Raw genomic sequence first — 20,371 nt, 5'->3', positions numbered from 1 at the left:
ATTTTAGAAGCTTGTCCACGTCTTTTGTCATAAAGAGAGCAGCTTGCGCATGTAATGATATCGTGAGTAGTTTTTGAATGGAGGGTGATGTGATTAATGATCTCTAACATTCGAATTGGCTTATTTGTTTTAGCGATTGTCTTTGTAGTCCTTGTTTTCTTTTATTGGAAAAATGAGGAGTTGTACGAGGAGAAAAAGCAACGTATTAGAAAGACTTGGTATGGTTTGTTTATCATATCTGTCACCGTGTATTTCATGATAAAAGGAATTGATTTAACCCTCTGGAAAAATCTTTTAATGTTTACTGCAATGGTTATTTTTGTTGATATTGCGTTCATTTTAACACCTAATATTTCAGAAATATGGGGTGCGAAATTTAGCGATATTGGCAAGACAGTTCAATCAATAAAACGATCATTAATTGCATCTAAAGCGAGAGGAGAAATATACACGACAATTATTCAAAATGTTAATCCATCAGTATTCGGTACGATGGAATGGCATACGGAAGAGGAATATACAAAGAGCTTAAATGCATTTTTAGATTCATATGGGGAAAAGATTGGTGCGAAAATTGTTGTTTTTGAAGCCGCGAAGGAATTAAATACAAACTTTCGTGGTATTCGCTCGCAATTTAGTATTATCGTTCCGTTAGAACATATCGAGCAATTGAATGAGCAGAAAGCGGTGCAAGTAGAAAATGTCGGGATTATACCAGCAAAAATAGTAAGTGACGTTTTCATTGTTATTGATGGAAAGAAAAATAACCTGCAAGATCGGGATTTTGAAAATGTATATAATTTAACAATACATCATAGTTATTTTAGTAAATAAGGACAGAATCTTTTTCTGTCCTTTTCTTATATACATAAATTAAAAACAAAATCCGACAAAGTTGAATAAAATTGGACAATCATTCCTACACTAGTATGTAGAGGTGATTGTAGTGGTAAAAGATTATGACAATGATTTTTTTAAAGAAGATAACGAAGATACAACAGATTTCTCTTTAATAAAAGGGGATACGTTGCAGCAAGTAGAAGAATTAGAAGAAGAATTAAAAAGAAAATCATAAGTGTACACTCTTTCTACATTTGCTATATAATATAAATAAAAGGTTGTATCTTTTTGAAAAGGGGGAGAAGAGATGGCTGAAGTCAATGTGCAAAAGTCTTCGTTTTTTAAAGAAAAAAAAGAAGAATCAAATACAGATTTCTCTCTTGTGAAAGGTGCATTAACGGAGAATATAAATCGGTTAGAGAAACTGATGAATAATAGTAGTTCAAAATATATACAGGTGAAAAGAACAAAAGAAAATGCATAGAGCATTTTCTTTTTTTTTTATTTAATAGTAAACTTTTCTCTTATTTTTTCAGGCAAATCTGCTTTCTGAATCTCTTCATAGGACTTTACTTCAATTGATGATATTTCATTTTTATTATTATCATCTTGATCTACATAAAGGCGTAAAAACGCGTCTGCATTTAATTTATGATTGTTTTCTTTTTTTGTACTTCTAAATGTAATTTGTTTTTTGACGCCATCTTCATCATATGCGGGCAGCGTATAGTTTCGTAAGTTTCTACCATCTACCTTTTCGATAGTTCCTTCGCCTTTTATCTGCATGTAATATACATCTTTACCAATTCTATTTAGTGACGCTCTCTCACAGCCAATAGTAAAACTAGAAAATAATAAACATAGTGTAATAATTGCTAAAAACTTTTTCATTTTCTTTATCTCCTTTAATGTGTTTCTTTAAAAAGTATACGGCTATTATTAAATGAGAAAAATCGATATAGATTACAATGCCCTTACAATGTTGTAAGAGTGTTTTACATAAAATGAACAATAAAAGTTAAAAGAAAGGTAAAATAATGAATCATGGTATAATGATAAAAGACTTACATACTATTTTTTCATTTTGAAAGGAGCTTGAAAAATGTATTCTACTTTAGAACAATTAACAAAGCACCCTGTATTTTATCATTTTGCAGAAATTTCAAAGATTCCTAGAGGATCAGGTAATGAAAAGGAAATTAGTGATTATTTAGTGGGCTTTGCAAAAGAGCGTAACTTAGAAGTCATTCAAGATGAAGCATTAAATGTCATTATTAAAAAAGAAGCAACAGCTGGTTATGAAAATGTACCAGCTATTATTATTCAAGGTCATATGGATATGGTTTGCGAAAAAAATCAAGCAACAGTACATGATTTTGAAAAAGATCCAATTGAATTAAGAATCATTGGGGATATGTTATATGCAAATCAAACAACTTTAGGTGCTGATAATGGTATTGCAGTTGCGTATGCATTAGCTTTATTAGATTCAAAAGAAATTACGCATCCAGCACTTGAAGTCGTTATCACTACTGAAGAAGAAACGACAATGGGCGGGGCTTTTGCTATTGATCCAAATCATTTTGAAGGAAAGATATTTATAAATATTGATTCTGAAGAAGATCATAAATTACTTGTAAGTAGTGCAGGTGGTGCGAAAGCTGTTGAAACAATTCCCGTAATTTGGGATGAAACGCCAGCGAATATGGATGCATACCGTCTATATGTTGGTGGTCTAAAAGGCGGACATTCTGGTATGGAAATTGATAAACAACGCGGTAATGCGAACAAAGTATTAGGACGAGTATTACGTGATTTATCGGCACATACGGAGTTTAACATAAGTGAAGTTCACGGCGGATTAAAAACGAATGCAATTCCGCGTGAAAGTGTAGCTACACTTTTAATTCGTACAGAAGATGTAGGACAAGTAGAAGAAAAACTAGAATCATGGACACGTGTATTACAAGAAGAAATGCGTGCTGTTGATCCAGATGTTCATGTTACACTGACAAAATTGGATGAAACAGTTGAAAAAGTATTTGCTAAAGAGACACAAAAGCAGCTTATTTCATCATTATTCTTAATTCCAAATGGCATTCAAAGCATGAGCATGGATATTAAAGGTCTTGTAGAAAGCTCAACGAATTTAGGTGTTATTGAAACATTGCGAGATGAAATTAAATTACGTAACGAAGTGCGAAGTTCTGTAAGTAGTTTAAAACAACATGTTGCAGAAGAAATAAAATATATTGCTGAATTAGTTGGTGCTACATTTGAAATAGAGTCAGAGTATCCAGAATGGCCATACAATCCAAACTCACAAATTCGTAATTTATTTGAAAAAGTACATCAAGAAAAATACAATAAAGAAATTGAAATCTTCGCTGTACATGCGGGGATTGAGTGTAGCGCATTCGTTCAAAAAATGCCTGAATTAGATGCAATTTCATTCGGACCAGACATCTTTAACGTCCACACTCCAGATGAACATATCAGTATCTCTTCTGTAGTGAATAACTGGGGATTCTTCGTTGATGTAATGAAGGCTACGAAAGAATTAGCTGAGTAATAACGACGGAATAAAAAGGAGCCTATAAAAATTTATAGGCTCCTTTTTTGTATTGGAATTTATCCCGCTATTTGCCGGGCAGCCCGATTGGTTCAACTAATAATCAGTGGGGGATGAATAAAACCACTACTGATTAAAGTTTCAATTTATGAGAAGTCATTTTTCGTTAGTATGTAATATTAAGCTTGAACAATTAATAAGGATGAATTGTTGATGTTTTTTAGTACTGATGAAGGGGTGGAGAAATGAAGGAAAGAAAGCATTTTATTGTTTGTATGTTTTTATTGTTCTTCACATTTAGTTTTATTGGTGTTCAGAAAATAATAGCAGAAGAAGTTGAATTTTCAGGAACAACAGCTCCATTGAATGTAAATGTTAGAGAGGCAAAAAGTTTGAATGCAAATATTGTAGATGTGATTCCCGGAAATACAACAGTATCTTTTAAAGGATGGGAGTATGGTGAAGCGGTTAAAGATTACTGGACAGGAAATTTAGATAATCGTTGGTTTTATTATTTTAAAGATGGAAAAAAAGTATATGTAACGTCAGCGTATATTAATGGAAATCCTCCAAATACATCAATAGATCGTAAATTATCTGTACCTAACATATTACAAGAAAGGTCAAATTGGTGTTGGGCAGGCACTTCGGTTTCAGTTTTAAATTATTTTGGAAAAACTCCTTCACAAGATCAGTACGTTAGGTATGTTAAGGGTGGATCATATAATAATCCTGCAACTTCACGTGAAATACAATACGGATTATCCGGATATGGGGTTAGCTCAGCTATAAGTTCTGGAGCAAAATCGTATGATTGGTTCAAAAGTCAAATTAATAGTAATCAGCCGATGATTGCACTCATTATGTGGCAAAATGGCGCTAACATCGGACACTTTTTAGTACTTGATGGGTTTTATAAAGGGACAAATGGAACAGATTATATAACATACATGGACCCTTGGTATGGTGATCATTATAATCATAATTTCAGTACGTTCCATAACAATAGTAATTTTTGGTGGAGTGAAACTGTTTATAATATCCATGCAAACTAATAATATTAAAAGCGGAGGTTCATAAATGGGAAAACTACTTAAGCTTGTGATACCGTGCATGTGCTTAATGACCGTTATTATTTTTGCTAGTAAAATTAGTTATGCATCAAAAAATAAAAGTGAATCAGTACAATCGATCGCATTAAAAGATTATCAATATAGTAAGGGAGGTTCTTCTGAAAATTTAAGTTTTGAAAAAATAACAACATCTCCATTTTCATTACCAATCTATGCAACTATTCCAGCACAGCAAATTTTAAATAGCTCTGAATTTAAGCATTTACTATTACCAACAAATGAAAAGCTGTGGTTTATTATGAAGGGTGAGCAGCCAGAAGGACTGATTGTTGCGAATGATACTGAACCGATTCGAACGGGCGGAGAAAATAGAAGTAAAGATTTATATGGATTATATAAAGCAATAAAAAATAATACAAATGAAACAAAAGATATTAGTTATTTCGAATTTGAAGGGCAAGGAATATTGGTAGTAAATCAAAATAATGATCAAGAAATATACCTTAGTAAAGGTGCCGCTGCCATATTAAAACTTCCTGCTGGTCAAAAAGTATTGAGCAGTGAAGTATTACAGAAAATGAAAGAGAGAATTGTAACTGGTTTTGAATAGTGTAATGTCTGATTCTTTTTTGTGTTTATATAAGGTTGAATAGGGAACAGGATCAATGGTAGCATTAGGGCATCTTTACTGTTTGAAACCTAATAGTGTATATAAAAAGGTTAGAGAAGTTAATTCTCTAACCTTTTTATATTAATGTATGAAATTTAAAAAGTGATGGAGTAAACCAAATAATAAAAGTTTGTCTGCTCTTCTATTCTTATTTGCAATTTAAACTCGTTATATTCCGCTATCTATTGTACAACCTTTTTACATAGCTGAATTTTTTTATTTGAAAATAAGGGTGCATCTATAAAACCATAATGATAAACTAAAATACCTAATTCCACTCTAGAATTAATATGCCATTTTTCTTTAATATGATTAATTATCGTTGAAATTCTTCGAGGGGTAACATATATTTTTTTGGAAATTTCTGCATCTGTATATCCTTTTGCTACATAAATAGCTACTTCTAACTCTCTTTCGGTCAACATTCTTTTCATAAAATACGCTCCTTCGAAATTATTTATATAAAAATCAAAAGAAACTATTAAAAGAAATAAAGGTGAAAAATCATATTTATTTTAATCAGGCTATTTGCGGATAGTAAGACTCCCACCTCAAAATTTAGATGTGGCAAAGAAGTCGAAATCCCTGTAAAAGCCTGCCTGGAGTGGACTGATAATCAGTGGGGGGGAATAAAACTCCCATTAATTATTAGTGAACCATATTTTAATAATTTCTCGTATTGTGATACAAGTTTGTAAAAGAAACTATAAATCCATATAATTAATAATTGTAACTATATTAATTTTACATTACATTAAAAGTTGGGAAATATTCTTATACTCATAAAGTGTTACATTTGAGGGAGGAAAGATGGAATTCTACAATCTTGGTATTATTATTAAAGAACTTAGAAAGAAAAAAAACATGTCACAATCTGAATTATGTCATGGAATATGTTCACAAAGTCAAATTAGTAAGATAGAAAAAGGTATTATTTATCCATCTAGCATATTGTTGTATCAATTATCTGAAAGACTTGGTATTGATCCAAATTATATATTCGCACTAACCAAAAATAAAAAAATAAAATATATTGAAAATGTAAAATGTGTAATGAGAGATTGTGTGAAACAAAAACAATATAATGAGCTTTACGAAATAGTAAAAAAAGAGAAAGATGAGAATAATTTTCAATCAAAAGAAGATAAACAATTTCTATTATGGCATGAAGCGATTGCTATATATTATGTAAATGGAGCAACAAGTAATGCCTTTGACATTTTAAATAGAGCACTAAAACAAACCTTAAGTAGTAGTAACTTTTTATCAGAAAAAGAAATAAGCATAATGAATTCAATTGCTATAATACATGCAGAAAATGAAGAGTATGAGAAAAGTATAAATATATTAAAACAAAGTTTAATTAATTTTAATAAGATAGAATTTCCTAGAGAAAAAGAAATTAAATTAAGACTCATTCATACGTTAACAAAATGTTTACACCTTGCAAATCAATATGAAGAAGCAATAAAGTATAGTGAAATAGGTATAAAATTAGCGATAAATATGAATACTTTATACTTATTAGGTGAATTGTTTTTTGAAAAAGGTGCAATTTTATTGAAAGTTCAGCACTCTAATGAAGTTGGTTTAACAGACATAAAAAAAGCATTATTTATATTTGAACTAACTGAAAGAAAACAATATATAAAAATGATCAAGGAAAAATATATTAAAAATCAAGAATAAACAAGAAAGAATTCTAACATAGACTATTCCTAATTGTTATTTATTTCTAAAAAAAGTACTGTAATACGAACTATTCCTAATTGTTGTTTATTGCTAAAATAAATACCGTAATATTAGATAAATATAAAGGGTGGCATTTTATGAAATCAAGAGGAATTACTCGTAAAGCAGATAGCATGGGGCGTATTGTTATTCCAATGGAAATAAGACGGAGTTTAGGAATTGTAGAAAAAGATTCTCTTGAAATGTTTATAGAAGAGGACCAGATTATTTTACGAAAATATCAATCTCCAAGAGCTTGTGCACTTACAGGGGATATTTCAGACAGCAATATTTCGTTAGCGAATGGGAAGATTATTGTAAGTCCAAACGGGATGGAACTGTTAATAAAGAAGTTACAGCAATATCTTTTAAAATAAAGTGAAACTTTAATCAGGGGGAGTTTTGTTCATCCCCACTGATTATCAGCCCTCACCAATCTTGCTTTTATGGGCAGCCCGACCCCCACCTAACTTCTTTGCTTCCGCTGTATTTCGAAGTAGGGGTCTTACTGCCCGGCAAATAGCGGGGTAAAAGGTAAGTAAGAACTTTAAAATAGAATATACTTGAAAAAAATCCCTCTATCAATTTAGGGTTTTTTTTTATTGTTATCAATAAAATTGAGGGGCCGTAGTTCGTTCAATGGAGTACGAATTACTTCATAAATAGTCTGACTATTTTTTATAAAAAAACTATTCATTTACATTTTTTGGTTTCGTGTTATATTTTTAATGTTAACATAGTTGTATTGAAAATTCTGATTTTAAAATTAGGAAAACTTTAGAAAATGAAAGAAATTTTTAAATTAAATTTACCAATTCAATAGAGGTTCGTCGGGGAAATGTACCTAAGAAGAAATCTCTTATAATCCACGTTTTTTATTTGTAAATCGGTAGTTCTAATAGCTCTGACGAAAAGCGAAGGAGCAAAAAAGAAATGGATAGTTTGTTTAATAGAAGATAGGGTATAAAAAATAAAACAACGGAGGTTTTATAATGAATAAAGGAATACTGCAGATTACAGAAATTGAAGAAATTAGCATTCCTAATGTATTGAAGGATAAAATGAAGAATCTGATAGAAAATGAATTGAAAACTCATAATCCTTATACTTGTGATCAAGAAATAGCAGCATATTTTTCAAAAGAGTGGCTTAATTGTTTGATTGACTATTCAAAGAAAAATCCGAATTCAGATATGAAAAACCTACTACATATAATAAAAATAGCGAATTGTGGTGGAAACGTACCACCTACTCTTATTAAAAATACTCCATGTGATCCTATGGAAACATTATTACCTGGGGAAAATCGCAGAGGTTTTAATTATGGTGAAGACGAACACGATAGAATGAAAAAATATTTTTATGCAGAATGGGTCACATGGCTTTTTGCTACACTTTTTAATTATGATGCTTTAATTCACCCATCCGAACATGCAGGGAAAAATAGATTTCATCTCATTTCACCTTTAAACAACGATGAAGTTTTGCGAAATGTCGGTGCAAGCACTGGTGGCGGGAACTTTTATCAACATAACGATGCCACAGTGTATACAGATATGAAAGACCAATCAGATATTGAAGCAAGATTGAAAACATTCAATACGAATTTAGAAATTGTATCAAATAGACTTAATAAATCCGTGGAACGAATAGTGTCTGAAATTACTTGTGGCAAATTTACTAGAGTTGATGCTCTTTTATTAAAAGGAGTGTTAAATTTAAAAACTCAAACTCATATTGGAACCCCAAAATTACTTCAAAAGCATCTTGAAGAAAATTTCTTCAGTAAAGATGACATATTGGCGGTAAGTAAAATGCCTATTGCTCATATCGCAGGAATGGCTGATGGTGAAATATCGGGATTTGTAGGGGAAATAAACCAAATTATATTTTTAGATGATAATGGTGATATTATTGCAACTTGTTTGAATGGAGCAGAAAATAGATTGATTTATGTGGGAGAAAGTGAAGAAGAAAAATTGAAATTTGACATGTTTTTAGAACTCTTACGAACAACGCCTACTTATAAGGTTCCACTTACATCTGAAGATTTATTACTTATACCAAATTCATACTATGGTAAACAAACAAATGTAACTCATGGTAGGGAAAGGTTATCTGAGGAAGAATATAAAATCCCGATTGGAAACAATAAATATGGAAGAAGAATTGTTTGCAGACAATACGTTTCCAGTCGATTACGTGATCAAAAAGAAAGTTACTTTACAGATATCATTAACTAGTTTAAAGAGAGGAGGGACGATGGGGAGGTTTGGGTTATAATAGCTCAAGCCTTCCCATATTCTTTGTATGGATTTTACTATTGAATTACTTATACTACTATTTTTAGTAGCTGTATTAGCAGGATGGATAGATACGATTGCTGGGGGCGGTGGTATGATAACTATCCCGATAATGTTATTAGTAGGTATGTCTCCTTCTGTAGCGATAGCGACTAATAAACTACAAGGGAGTAGCGGAACTCTCATGGCAACAGTGTTTTTTATTAAGAAGAAAGAAATTAATCTTAAAGAAATGCGTTTGTCCATCTTAATGACCTTTTTGGGATCAGTTTTGGGTGGATGGCTTGTTTTACAGATACGAGCAGAATATTTAATCATGATATTACCTTTTTTACTTATTATTATTGGTCTTTATTTTCTATTATCTCCAAATATAGCAAACGAAGATCGACCGAGAAAAATAAGTATGTTGTTGTTTGCGTTAACAGTGGCTCCATTCCTTGGATTTTATGATGGTTTCTTCGGCCCAGGAACAGGTAGTTTAATTGCTTTAGCATTCATTCTTTTATGTGGATATAGTGCTACAAGAGCAACTGCAAATGCTAAGATCTTGAATTTTACAAGTAATTTCGCTGCTTTGTTATATTTTATTATTTTTGGCCAAATCGATTGGACAATTGGGTTGATTATGATGCTTGGTCAAATTATAGGATCGTATATTGGAGCGAAGATGGTGCTTACAAAAGGGACGTCATTAATACGACCAATAGTGGTTATTGTTTGCTTTGTCATGGCAATTAAAATTTTTTTACAAAATATAAACTAAATGTAATCAATATATTATTTGGATCAAAGTTAGAGTGTTTTCACGTTCCTATTGCAGTATTACGCTGTTTAAGATGTGTTCAAAATTACACAATTTGACTAGTGTAATATATTGCGTTATGCTTTTTTATAGTATAAAAGAAAGGCTTGAAGATAATGATTCGTCGTTTGAGAAAGCTAAAAAATGTAGCAGTCGTAGTAAGCTTCTAAGTAAATAGCAAAATATATAATACTTAGAAGCGAGGAATAAAGTTATGAAGTATCCATTATTTAATCATTGGTCAGAAACAAAGTATATAAAAGATATAGTAACAAATCCACTCATTGAAGTAGGAGAGTACTCCTATTATTCAGGCTATTATAGCCATCAAAATTTTGAAGATGGCTGTGTAAGGTATTTGTGGGGAGATGCTAAGTCTCAAGCACTTTTCAATCCAATTGAACAGATGGGATGGCATCTTGATAAACTCATTATTGGGAATTATGTTTGCATTGCAAGTGGGGTAGTCATTTTAATGGGTGGTAATCATAATCATCACTCAGAATGGATTACAGTATATCCATTTGCTGAGCAAATCAAACAATCATATGAACCAAAGGGCGATACAGTCATTCAAAGTGATGCTTGGATTGGAATGAATGCTATAATAATGCCTGGCGTTACTATTGGTGAAGGTGCAATTGTTGCTGCAGGATCTGTCGTAAGTAAAGATGTTCCACCGTATACAATAGTTGGTGGAAATCCTGCTAAGGAAATAAAGAAACGATTCACTGATACAGAAATAAACATGTTAATGGAAATGCGTTGGTTTGATTGGGATAGGAAATTGATTGAGAAGGCAATTCCGCTGTTGTCTAGTCCATCCATCGAACCATTATTTGCTTTTTATAAAAATGAAGTGAAAAATAAATAAATCAGTTAGGAAAACTACATCCAGTATAGGGTGTAGTTTTTTATTTTTTGTAAATGTGGAACAAATGTATTATTTAGATTGTCTATTAACTGTAATCCTAAAAAATATGAAAGTGTGAATCATTTTGAAAAATATAAGGGGATTAAAAATAAGGATATGTGTGGGAATACAAAGTATTAGCGCACCTAAAAGTGTCGGATGAGGTGGTCTATATGAAAGCGATTCTAACGTTTTATATGTATATACAATTTGAGAACACTGTCTATTTTTTGCGGGATTATGTTAGAATAACGCTTTTTTTGAGTACAAAGAAATTGGAGGTAACAGAAGTGAAAGGTATGTTTTGCAAGAGAGTTATTGCAATAGTAACAGTGCTTACAATATTTTGTAGCATGGTCGTTACCATTGGAAAAGCAGCAGCGGAAACAGATCCTGCTATAGACGTTGAAGCAGGATCAGCAATTTTAATAGAAGCAAATTCCGGGAAAATTTTATATGAAAAAAATGCAGATGAATCATTGGCAATTGCTAGTATGACAAAAATGATGAGCGAATACTTAGTTCATGAAGCGGTGGATAAAGGAAAACTTAAATGGGATCAAAAAGTTAAAATCTCTGAATATGCACATAAGATTTCGCAAGATCGTTCACTATCAAATGTTCCATTAGAAAATGGTGGCTCTTATACGGTAAAAGAGTTATATGAGGCAATGGCAATTTACTCTGCAAATGGTGCAACAATTGCTTTAGTTGAACAGATTGCTGGTAAAGAGGTCAATTTTGTAAAAATGATGAACGATAAGTCAAAAGAGTTTGGTATGAAAGATTATAAGTTTGTAAACTCTACTGGCTTAACAAATCAAGATTTAAAAGGATATCATCTAGAAGGGACAACTCTAGAAGAGAAAAATAAAATGTCTGCAAGGGATTGTGCAATTTTAGCACAACGTCTTATTCAAGATTTCCCCCAAATATTAAATACAGCAAAAATTCCTAAAAAAACATTCCAAGAGGGTGGTAAATATCCAATTGATATGGCGAACTTTAACTGGATGTTAAAAGGCTTAATTAAGCAATATGAAGGTGTAGATGGTTTGAAAACAGGAACTACTCCAGAAGCGGGAGATTGTTTCACTGGTACAGTAGAAAGAAATGGTATGCGACTAATTTCTGTAGTGATAAAAGCAAAATCTCATACGGCACGTTTTGATGAAACAAAGAAATTATACGATTATGGATTTGCGAATTTTGAAGTGAAGAATGTCTACGGAAAAGATTCAGTAATAAAAGGACATGAAACAGTTCGAGTGGCAAATGCAAAAGAAAAAGATGTAGTAGTTCAAACGAAGCAAGCTGTTTCACTTCCAATGCCGAAGGGCAATAAAGACATTTATAAAAAAGAATTTAAAGTATCCAATATGGAACAAGGAGCGCCTATTAAAGAGGGGGGAACTATTAGTAAAATGATTATCTCTCCTAAAGATAATACAGATTCTGGTTTCTTATCAGGTAAATCATTACAAATAGACCTTGTAACAAAATCTGATGTCGAACAAGCAAATTGGCTTACACGTTTTATACATAAAACAGGATCTTTTTTTAGTGGTATGTGGGATCGTTCGATTGATATAGTAAAAAGCTAATTTTATAGGATACAACTAAATATTAGTTTGAAACAAAAGATTTCAAAGTACTATAGATTCTTATGTGGATAGCTTGGAATGTCAGGGTGTAATTTTTTCTTCTTACTTTGTGCATTGCAATGACACTACTTTTTTCTATAGTTTCATATCATTTAATCGAAAAGAAATGTATCAACTGGGTGAAACAAAGAACAACAAATTTTTTGAAAAAAGTATAATTCCTAGATAGATTTTATTTCTTTAGTAAATATATGAATATGACCGATTCTGAATGTAAATATAGTAAAGTGGAATATAATTGAAATCGAAAACCACTTAGAAATAACAATTACGGTGTGAGCTATTGTATAGTATAGATATGGTTAATAATAAAGGGGGAATACATATGTGGAAGCGATTTGTAGCAATTGGCGATAGTTTTACAGAGGGGATAGGGGATGAAGTTGAGGGAATTGCATTAAAAAGCTGGGTAGATCATTTTGTTCAACTGTGTGAAAACGATATAGAATATGCCAATTTTGCAAAGCGTGGGTTAGTAACTGAAGAAATTCGCTTGCAGCAATTGGAAAAGGCGTTAACTTTTAATCCAGATTTGGTTAGTCTCATTGCAGGGGCAAACGATGTTTTAAAAGGACGTTGGAATCATGATGCATATAAGAACGATATGGAATTTATGATAGATACATTAAGTAAAGCAGGGGCTGATATTATTATAGCAAACCTTCCAGATTTTACAGTTAGGCTCCCTTTTGCTTCTGAAAAAAAACAAGTAATAAAAGAACAATTATTAGAGGCAAATGAAGTTATACATTCACTGAGCAGAGAGTATAAGCTTCATCATGTTGATTTTTGGAATCATCATTTAGTTAATGACAATACGCTTTGGTCTAAGGATTTAATTCATCCAAACTCAAAAGGATATGTAAAAGTTGCTGAATTAATTTTTAGTAGTTTGCCTGTACAGAAGACAAAATAATAGTTTGCAATGTAGCGAATATGATATTAATTGTATTAAGCTATATTTTTTAGTAAATGGAGAGAACTAAAAATTTAGCAAACAAAGCGTATCTACGATATATTTCTACAGTAGTGCACAAATGCAGAATCACAAAGAAAGATCACTTATGGAAATAGGTGGTCTTTAAATGTTTTTATAACTAAATTAGTATATACTGTATTACTAACAGTTTCGTACTACATAAAAATTAAGTTCTCTTATAGAAAAACTGATTTTATATTATCTTAAAATATAATAACATGTTCAAATCATATTTTGGGTATGTATCCTAATTGTGAATGATGTGTAATTTTTTGAAGTATAAATATCCAATAAATAAAATAGGTAGTAGGTGCAGAAGTATTAATACTATATTATTCAATTCTTGTTATGAGTACATTAGTGATTGGTAGTATTATATTTTCATTATCAACTTTAGTTATTGGAATTAATTTGCATAGAAAATATGTAGGATAAGAAAAAAATATACTTTATTGTATATTTTTTTTGTTTAGTAGGATTTACGGTCTCTTTAAACTATTATGTTAATAAAATTAAAAAACTTAATTCTTGATACCCTTATGGTTAAAGCTATCTATAAAATGAAAATATAAATAAATAATAGTTTATTATGATTTGTGGATTTGGTTTTTTATCCGAATTTTCTGATTCAAATATTTCAACTTTATGAATATAGTAGGTGAAATATTTGTGTGATAGTATTTGAGATAGAAAAAAGCCAACTTTAAAAAGGATGTGAATTGAATGTGCAAACGACTGTAAAGGGTTATATTAAGGCAACGTTTAGCTGTTATTAGTGTAAGGTAAAGATATATTTTGTAACAGTTGATATAAAAATGAAGAAATAGGTACGTTTTCATTTGTCTGACTATTTTAAATATACGAAAAACAAGACTGGTTTGAGTTTTGACGAAGTTAAATTCTAGGTGAGATGTCAATAATGATTAATTAGGTTTAATAAAGAGGTACCTTATACGCAAAAGCGTTTATATTAGTAACCTAAGGAGCTTGCTTTTATGAAAACTACTGATTCAAAAGGCCTATTAGGAAATAGGGTTTATTTACAAGTTTTCTCTGCCTATTCATTGCTTATGCTTGGTGTTTTTATTGATATGTTAGCGATTATGACTATAGTTGGGTTTGAATGGGAAGTAGATCCTACTATGATTGGATTGATTCCTGTTGCATATGCACTTCCTGGAATTATTTTTGGCTCATGGGCAGGCGTTATTGCAGATCGTTTTAGAAAAATTCCAATTATGATGTTCTGTAATCTAATGGTTGGTCTAATAACAATTGCTCTTTTATTTGTACAAGATATCCACTGGCTCTTAGTGGCATTAATGATTCGTTCCATTTTTATTGTTTTCTATTATCCTGCACAGCAAACACTAACAAGACAGATTGTATCCCCGGACTTGCTTACTAAAGCAGTAAGTATCAACGGAATAGTAGAGCAGGGTACCAAGATAGTAGGCCCACTTATAGGGGGCATGTTGTTGAGCTGGTTTCAACCAGAGTTCTGCCTCATTATAAGAGCTATAAGTTGTTTATTAGCTACCTTAGTTCTCATACCCACAATAAAATTTAAAGAAACTATATCGAAAGAATTTGTTGAACAGCAAAAACAAAGTACTTGGACCGCTTGGGTACAAGGGTGGGGTTATGTGTTATCTAATCGGATAATATTATCAACCATGATTTTCGTTACAATAGCCATGGCAGTATTACAATTAGTAGACTCACAATTCCCAACTTTATTTAAGAGCTTATTCCCACATGATAAAAGTAAAATGGGATATATCATTTCTATTATTGGTCTTGGCGGAATACTTGGTGCATTACTAACTCAGAAATTAAAACAGTTTCAGTATGGCTGGGTAGTATGTGGAGGTATGGTTTTAATGGGAATTGGTTTTGGGGGGATTGGTTTGATAACGCCCGGTACGGTCTTTGTTTTAGCCTATTTAATTAGTTTTATCGCTGGTATTGGAAGTGGGCTGATGCTTGTATCTAATCAAGTCATATTACAAATAGAATCCGATCAAGATCAAGTAGGAAGAGTATTTGGTATTCAAAGCAGTTTAACAAACGCAGTTTTAATTATTTCTCCTGCTATGAGTGGTCCATTAGTGCATTTGTTTGGAGTAACTCAACTCTATGTTTATGGAGGGATTGGGCTTGTTATTATTGGAGTAATTGGAGTTTCACTGCAGAAATATTTATGGGCTAAACATAAACACGAACCTATAAGAGCAAATAATTTTTGAAGGGAAGATTTTTATGACCAATGAGGAATGCTATCCATTAAGCCATCCGCAGCGAAGAATATGGTATACAGAAGTCGTTTATTCTGATAAAGGAATATGTAATTTAAGATTTTTATTTAAACTTCATCGAAAAATGAATTATTCAAAATTAAACCAAGTTGTGAATCGCGTTATCAGTGAAAATGACGGTCTGTGCATTAGGTTAAAAGAAAATGGGCATCAGGAACCGAAACAATATTTTACTAAACATGAAGAACAAGAATTTGAGTTTTTTGATTTCAGTAATGTGGAGAATACAAATTTGCTTGAGGAATGGATTGAGCAGAAAACAAAAGAAACGTTTACATTATTTAATTCAAATTTATACTATTTCGCTTTAATAAAATTAAACGATAATGAATGTGCAGTCTTTGGAAATGTTCATCATATTATTATGGATGGTTTATCAATTCAAATATTTACTGAGCAGATTGCAAAATATTATTATGACATGCATAACGAGAATCAGGAAGGCGAAATTAAAAATTCATATGTTCAATTTCTGACCAACGAACAAACATACTTGAATAGTAGTCGCTTTCAAAAAGATCAAAAATTTTGGTTAGAGGAATTTAAAACACTGCCATCTGTGACTGGATTGAAGCCTTATAATACGTACCAAGTTAGTACAAAAGCATCACGTGAGACGTTTATATTAACGGAACATTTGAAGAGAAAGATAGAAAAATTTTCTGAAGATTACAAAATTAGTTTGTATACTCTTTTTGTTGCTGCTTTTTCGTTGTCCATGTATCGGTGGACCTCATCGCTTGATATTGGTTTAGGAATGGCTTACGGCAACCGTATGACTAAAATGGAACGAAAATTGATTGGAATGATGGTGAGTACAGTTCCTTTAAGAATGGATATTGATCCAGAAGAAGAAGTACTTTCATTTATTAGTAGAGTGTCCAGAAAACAAAGTAAATCATTAAGACACCAGAAATATCCATTTGATTTGTTATTAAAGCAGATTAATAAAGAGAATAACAGTAATGTGAGACTTTTCGGAACTACGATTGATTATAGGGATCGTGATGAAAGTGGTGACTCACTATGGATTCCAAACCGTGAAGAAGTACAAGATTTTGCAGTTCATATTGAAAATCTAATTGATATAGACTCTTTACATGTACATATTGATTATCGTGAGGAGCTATTTTCTAAGGAAGAGATAGAACGATTCTTTAACGTTATGCTAGTGATACTGGAAAATATTTTTGAAAACCCAAAGCAGAAGGTGGCTGAAATAGAAATCATTTCTGAGGAAGATAAAAGAAAAAGTTTAGTTGAGTTCAACAATCCTAAACTGGATGTCCCACCTCAAGTAACTATTCATGAAATGTTCGAACGGCAAGCGATGATTTATCCAAATGCTATTGCAGTTACGTATGAAAAAGAAAAAATTACTTATAAGGAGCTTAATGAACGTGCAAACCAGTTAGCTCATTATCTGCAGAAAAAGGGAGTAGGACCTGATACTTTAGTTGGACTGTGCGTTGAACGTTCCCTCGAAATGATTGTAGGTATTTTAGGAATTTTGAAGGCTGGTGGGGCTTATGTTCCACTTGATCCAACATATCCAGAGCAGCGACTTCAATATATTTTAGAAGATGCTAGCATTCAGTTATTCGTAACGCAAGAAAGTTTAAAAGAATTGAACTGGTTACCAGAAAATGTTGAGTCGATTTGCCTGGATCGTGATCAAGATGAGATTGGGAAAGAAAGTAAGACTTTGCCGGTTTCTAGTGTCGGTCCCAAAAATCTGGCATATGTAATCTATACTTCGGGATCAACGGGAAATCCAAAAGGCGTTATGATAGAGCATCACAATGTTATACGGTTATTTAAATCGACGGATTGTTTGTATCAGTTTAATGAAAAAGATACTTGGACGCTTTTTCATTCGTATGCATTTGATTTCTCAGTATGGGAAATTTGGGGAGCGTTATTATATGGTGGGAAATTAGTTGTTGTTCCGTACTGGATTAGTCGATCACCTAAGGATTTTTATCAAGTATTGGTGGAGGAAGAAGTCACAGTTCTAAATCAGACACCTTCCGCATTCCGCCAATTAATACGAGTGTGTGAACAAGAAGATAAGAATAAAAATTTGCAGCTGCGTTACGTGATATTTGGCGGAGAAGCGTTAGAACCTATTGGCTTGTTACCGTGGTTTCAAAGGTATGGGGAGAAAAAACCACAGTTAATTAATATGTATGGAATTACAGAAACTACAGTTCATGTTACATATTATCCAATTACTCAAGATGATGTGCAGCATGCTTCAAGAAGTAATATTGGAAAGCGGATTCCCGATTTAGAAGTGTATATACTAGACGCTTATCAACAACCTGTTCCTATAGGTGTTGATGGTGAACTTTATATTGGTGGAGCAGGATTGGCACGTGGATATTTAAATAGACCTGAATTAACAGCAGAGCGTTTTATATCTCATCCATTTAGTAGTAATCCGAAAGAAAGATTATACCGGACAGGAGACTTAGCTAGGTATTTGCCAGATGGGAATCTAGATTATCGTGGAAGAATTGATCATCAGGTTAAAATACGTGGTTTCAGAATTGAGATTGGGGAAATTGAGTCTACTTTAAATACATATGCATCTGTAACAGAGGCAGTTGTAATTGTAAGAGAAGATCAGCCGGGCGATAAAAGATTAGTAGCATATGTTGTAGGAGATGGAAATGTAGATGCGTGGAGAGAGTATCTTAAAGCGAAACTACCAAGTTATATGGTTCCTTCGGGATTTGTGGCGATGGAAGCTATTCCACTTACAGCTAACGGTAAAGTTGATCGTGAGGCCTTACCTATGCCAGAGGAAAAGCAGATTAATAGTGAATGGGTTGGCCCTCGGAATAGTAACGAACAGATACTGACTGCCATTTGGAAGCGAGTATTAGGTGTTAAAAAGGTGGGAATCTATGATAATTTCTTTGAAATTGGTGGCGACTCGATTCTCAGTATTCAAATCATATCTCAAGCAAGTCAAGTGGGGTTAATACTTACTCCAAAGCAAATGTTTGAATGCCCAACTATCGCTGAGCTGGCACAAGTGGCTATAGAAACGCAGGGAGTACAAGCGGAGCAGGGAATTGTGATAGGTGATGTGCCTCTTACTCCAATTCAGTGCTGGTTCTTCGAGCAAGAACATCCACATACAGAGCATTGGAATCAATCAATGCTTTTAAGAGTAAAAGAAAGATTGAATGTGAAATTACTAGAGGGAGCGATATTAAATTTACTGAAACATCATGATGCTTTACGTTTCCGGTACGAACAGTTACCAAACGGAACGTGGAGGCAGAGAAATGAAGGGACTGATGAGCTGTCAGTACTCCATGTTGTAAAACGTAATCAAGTTAATGAAAAAGAGTGGAATAAAATAATACAAGAAGAGATGAACATTAATCAAGCTAGTTTCAATTTAGTTACTGGTCCGTTAATGAGAGTAGTGTACTTTGAAGATAACTTGACTGGAAATGATCGAATATTCTGGGTGATTCATCATTTAGTAGTAGATGGAGTGTCATGGAGGATTCTATTGGAAGATTTACAGGTGGTATATAACCAGATGAAACAAGGTCAAGAAGTTCGCTTACCTGCGAAAAGTACATCTTTTAAAGAGTGGTCTGAACGACTCCAGACATACAGTGATTCGGGTATTTCAAAAGAAGTACAAAATTATTGGAATGAACAAGTAGAAAAAGAAACGATGAAAATTCCAATGGACTATCCAATACAAGAAACAACAGAAGAATCGATTGATCAAGTGACGAGGACTCTAGGAATAGAAGAAACACAAACATTGTTATACGAAGTTCTAGTCACTCATAAGACAAGGATTGATGAGGTACTATTAACGGCATTAGGACAAGCTATCGTTGATTGTATAAATCAGCAAACCGTTTCTATTCATCTAGAAGGACACGGAAGAGAAGAGATGATTGAAGGTATTGATTTATCAAGGACAGTGGGCTGGTTCACGAGTATTTATCCCGTTCATCTCAATTTTCAAGGAACTCAGACACCTATTGAAGGGTTAAAGGCTGTCAAAGAACAATTACGTCGAATTCCAAATCGCGGAGTTGACTATGGTATTTTACGTTACTTGAATAAAGGATTACTTCCGTTTTATCAGCAAAAGCCTTCAATAAGCTTTAACTATTTGGGCCAATTTGATCAGGTGTTTTCAAGGGACTCTTTGTTTATGCAAGAGACAGGATTTACATTTTTAGATCATGCTCCAGATTCCAAACCGTCTCATCTAATTGATGTTATCGGAATGGTGAAAGATGAAAAGTTACATTTTATTTGGATGTATAGTAGGGAACAGTTTTCTAAATTGAAAATTCAAGTGATAGCAGATGGTATGTTAAGGCATCTCCGTCAACTTATAAATAAACCAACAACAGAGTCTGCTTTTACGGTATCAGATTTTGCTGATGCAGAGGATCTTACGGAAGAAAGCTTAAGCAAAGTATTACTTAAATTAACAAAGAAGAGGGTGTAAAA

General features: G+C 32.5%; 17 protein-coding genes and 1 pseudogene. 16 read left to right on the top strand and 2 right to left on the bottom strand.

Annotated elements, in window-relative coordinates; genetic code table 11:
- Positions 1-96: 96 nt before the first annotated feature.
- The 3 genes from ACTFRM_RS28565 to spoIISB all read left to right on the top strand — a co-directional run bounded on the left by ACTFRM_RS28565 (position 97) and on the right by spoIISB (position 1,324).
- Positions 97-834: a type II toxin-antitoxin system SpoIISA family toxin gene (locus ACTFRM_RS28565; protein WP_000624982.1), complete on the top strand. Its 738-nt coding sequence runs from the start codon at positions 97-99 to the stop codon at positions 832-834.
- A gap of 112 nt (positions 835-946) precedes the next feature.
- A complete protein-coding gene (locus ACTFRM_RS28560) occupies positions 947-1,075 on the top strand; it encodes a hypothetical protein (protein ID WP_000237818.1) in 129 nt (42 codons plus the stop codon).
- Positions 1,076-1,147: 72 nt separating this feature from the next.
- Positions 1,148-1,324, top strand: a complete 177-nt coding sequence (spoIISB, locus tag ACTFRM_RS28555; RefSeq protein WP_000852629.1) for a stage II sporulation protein SB — start codon at positions 1,148-1,150, stop codon at positions 1,322-1,324.
- A 17-nt stretch (positions 1,325-1,341) separates the two neighbouring features.
- On the opposite strand, the gene ACTFRM_RS28550 is transcribed toward spoIISB, so the two are convergent.
- Entirely contained in the window at positions 1,342-1,731 is a 390-nt protein-coding gene (locus ACTFRM_RS28550) for a YxeA family protein (RefSeq protein WP_000713869.1), read from the bottom strand.
- Positions 1,732-1,942: 211 nt separating this feature from the next.
- Between ACTFRM_RS28550 and pepD the strand changes: the two genes are divergently transcribed.
- From pepD to ACTFRM_RS28535, 3 genes are all read left to right on the top strand, one after another.
- Positions 1,943-3,412 (top strand): beta-Ala-His dipeptidase, encoded by a 1,470-nt coding sequence (gene pepD, locus ACTFRM_RS28545; protein ID WP_440043818.1) that lies wholly within the window; start codon positions 1,943-1,945, stop codon positions 3,410-3,412.
- A 245-nt stretch (positions 3,413-3,657) separates the two neighbouring features.
- Entirely contained in the window at positions 3,658-4,467 is an 810-nt protein-coding gene (locus tag ACTFRM_RS28540; protein WP_000664546.1) for a papain-like cysteine protease family protein, read from the top strand.
- A 25-nt stretch (positions 4,468-4,492) separates the two neighbouring features.
- The gene (locus tag ACTFRM_RS28535) at positions 4,493-5,095 is read left to right on the top strand and encodes a hypothetical protein (RefSeq protein WP_000517267.1); all 603 of its coding nucleotides are present in this window, start codon (positions 4,493-4,495) and stop codon (positions 5,093-5,095) included.
- A gap of 242 nt (positions 5,096-5,337) precedes the next feature.
- Here ACTFRM_RS28535 and ACTFRM_RS28530 read toward each other — a convergent pair whose 3' ends face one another.
- Positions 5,338-5,589, bottom strand: a complete 252-nt coding sequence (locus ACTFRM_RS28530; RefSeq protein ID WP_000827560.1) for a response regulator transcription factor — start codon at positions 5,587-5,589, stop codon at positions 5,338-5,340.
- A gap of 376 nt (positions 5,590-5,965) precedes the next feature.
- Between ACTFRM_RS28530 and ACTFRM_RS28525 the strand changes: the two genes are divergently transcribed.
- The 10 genes and pseudogenes from ACTFRM_RS28525 to ACTFRM_RS28480 all read left to right on the top strand — a co-directional run bounded on the left by ACTFRM_RS28525 (position 5,966) and on the right by ACTFRM_RS28480 (position 20,369).
- On the top strand, positions 5,966-6,844 hold the full coding sequence (locus tag ACTFRM_RS28525; protein WP_000397979.1) for a helix-turn-helix domain-containing protein: 879 nt from the start codon (positions 5,966-5,968) through the stop codon (positions 6,842-6,844).
- A 140-nt stretch (positions 6,845-6,984) separates the two neighbouring features.
- Complete coding sequence (locus tag ACTFRM_RS28520) at positions 6,985-7,263, top strand: AbrB/MazE/SpoVT family DNA-binding domain-containing protein (RefSeq protein WP_000842216.1); 279 nt, start codon at positions 6,985-6,987, stop codon at positions 7,261-7,263.
- Positions 7,264-7,878: 615 nt separating this feature from the next.
- Positions 7,879-9,129 carry a hypothetical protein gene (locus ACTFRM_RS28515; RefSeq protein WP_001032357.1) on the top strand — a complete coding sequence of 417 codons (1,251 nt, stop codon included), beginning with the start codon at positions 7,879-7,881 and terminating at the stop codon, positions 9,127-9,129.
- Positions 9,130-9,196: 67 nt separating this feature from the next.
- Positions 9,197-9,955 carry a TSUP family transporter gene (locus tag ACTFRM_RS28510; RefSeq protein WP_000347994.1) on the top strand — a complete coding sequence of 253 codons (759 nt, stop codon included), beginning with the start codon at positions 9,197-9,199 and terminating at the stop codon, positions 9,953-9,955.
- Positions 9,956-10,208: 253 nt separating this feature from the next.
- A complete protein-coding gene (locus tag ACTFRM_RS28505) occupies positions 10,209-10,868 on the top strand; it encodes a CatB-related O-acetyltransferase (protein ID WP_000876938.1) in 660 nt (219 codons plus the stop codon).
- Between the two features lie 329 nt (positions 10,869-11,197).
- On the top strand, positions 11,198-12,511 hold the full coding sequence (locus ACTFRM_RS28500) for a D-alanyl-D-alanine carboxypeptidase family protein (RefSeq protein WP_440043817.1): 1,314 nt from the start codon (positions 11,198-11,200) through the stop codon (positions 12,509-12,511).
- Positions 12,512-12,603: 92 nt separating this feature from the next.
- Positions 12,604-12,729: pseudogene (locus ACTFRM_RS28495) on the top strand (acyltransferase family protein); the annotation flags it as partial.
- Positions 12,730-12,896: 167 nt separating this feature from the next.
- The gene (locus ACTFRM_RS28490) at positions 12,897-13,487 is read left to right on the top strand and encodes an SGNH/GDSL hydrolase family protein (protein ID WP_000265875.1); all 591 of its coding nucleotides are present in this window, start codon (positions 12,897-12,899) and stop codon (positions 13,485-13,487) included.
- A 1,058-nt stretch (positions 13,488-14,545) separates the two neighbouring features.
- Complete coding sequence (locus tag ACTFRM_RS28485) at positions 14,546-15,799, top strand: MFS transporter (protein ID WP_000858621.1); 1,254 nt, start codon at positions 14,546-14,548, stop codon at positions 15,797-15,799.
- A gap of 13 nt (positions 15,800-15,812) precedes the next feature.
- Positions 15,813-20,369, top strand: a complete 4,557-nt coding sequence (locus ACTFRM_RS28480) for an amino acid adenylation domain-containing protein (RefSeq protein WP_440043815.1) — start codon at positions 15,813-15,815, stop codon at positions 20,367-20,369.
- The last annotated feature ends 2 nt before the right edge of the window (positions 20,370-20,371 follow it).

The organism is Bacillus cereus group sp. MYBK227-1, assembly GCF_051916325.1.
Taxonomy (GTDB): Bacteria; Bacillota; Bacilli; order Bacillales; family Bacillaceae_G; genus Bacillus_A; species Bacillus_A cereus.
The sequence above is the reverse complement of the archived record's forward strand: the minus strand, read 5'-3'. Positions and strand labels throughout refer to the sequence as shown.